The sequence below is a fragment of the Burkholderia sp. BC1 genome (assembly GCF_052683555.1).
In genome coordinates this window covers 1-1,333 of the sequence record NZ_JBQYLP010000172.1, presented here as the reverse complement: position 1 = coordinate 1,333, position 1,333 = coordinate 1, and the positions used below count along the sequence as shown (strand labels likewise).

1 protein-coding gene is annotated in these 1,333 nt (G+C 60.6%); it reads left to right on the top strand.

Annotated elements, in window-relative coordinates:
• Positions 1-93: 93 nt before the first annotated feature.
• Positions 94-1,182, top strand: coding sequence for an IS5 family transposase (locus ACSHSS_RS30185; RefSeq protein WP_171847429.1), 1,089 nt, complete (start codon positions 94-96; stop codon positions 1,180-1,182).
• Positions 1,183-1,333: the final 151 nt, after the last annotated feature.

The window sequence follows — 1,333 nt, the reverse complement described above, 5'->3', positions numbered from 1 at the left end:
CAGGCTGCGGAAATACCCAACAGCCAAGTCCACGCCCCAGTGGCGTGATGCGTTATCAGCGTAGCACCTCAACGACCTGAAGCGACACCCACCATGCGCGGCGCCGACACCTTCACCGAAGGCCTGTTCACCCTCAAGAAGCTTGACGACTTCGTGCCAGCCAACCACCCGCTGCGGGTCATCCGCACGATGGTCAACAAGGCCCTGGCCGAGATGGGCGAGTTGTTCGCCGGGATGTACGAGGAAGACGCCAAAGGCGGTCGCCCCAGCATCGCGCCAGAGAAGCTGCTGCGCGCCATGCTGCTGCAGGTGCTGTACTCGATTCGCTCGGAGCGCCAGTTGATGGAGCAGACGCAATACAACCTGCTGTTTCGCTGGTTCATCGGCCTGTCGATGGACGACTCGGTGTGGGTGCCAACAGTGTTCACCAAGAACCGCGAGCGGCTGATTGAGCACGATGCTGTGGTGGCCTTCTTCAACGCCGTGCTCAAGCAGGCAGACAAGAAGCGGTGGTTGTCCAAGGAGCACTTCAGCGTGGACGGCACCTTGATTCAAGCCTGGGCGGGCCACAAGAGCTTCGTGCGCAAAGACGGCAAGGACGACGACGATGGCGGCGACTTCCGAGGCAAGTCGCGCAGCAACGAGACGCATGAATCCAGCACTGACCCAGACAGCAGGCTGTTTCGCAAAGGCAAGACGGCCAGCGAGTTGCGCTTTATGGGCCACACGCTGATGGAGAACCGCAATGGCCTGATCGTCAACGCCATGGTCACGCAGGCTGATGGCCATGCTGAGCGCGAAGCGGCCAAGGCCATGGTGGCCGATGTGCGCCAGGCCAACCCCGAAGGGAACATCACCTTGGGCGCCGACAAGGGCTACGACGCGGCCGAGTTCATCAAGGCGCTGCAAGACATGAAGGTCACGCCGCATGTGGCGCAGAACAAGTCAAACCGCAAGTCAGCGGTGCCTGATGAGATCGCCAGCACCGAGGGTTACGGCATCTCGATGCAAAAGCGCAAGCTCATCGAGCAGGGCTTTGGCTGGGCCAAGTTCATTGGCCCGATCCGTCAGGTGATGGTGCGCGGCATCAAGAAGGTCGACCAAGTCTTCATGATGGCCATGGCCGCCTATAACCTCGTGCGCATGCGCACCTTGGGACAAGTCCGTCTGGAGGTCGCGTGATGAGGGCAAAACACCCCGAAATGGCCTCAGATCAGGCCAAAATGGGCTTGAAATGGGGTGTTTTGGCGTCGGAGTCGACCCGCATCATCGAAAAACGAGCCCTTGCGTCAGCAGCGAAGCTGCGCCCGTTGGGTATTTCCGCAGCCTGCTA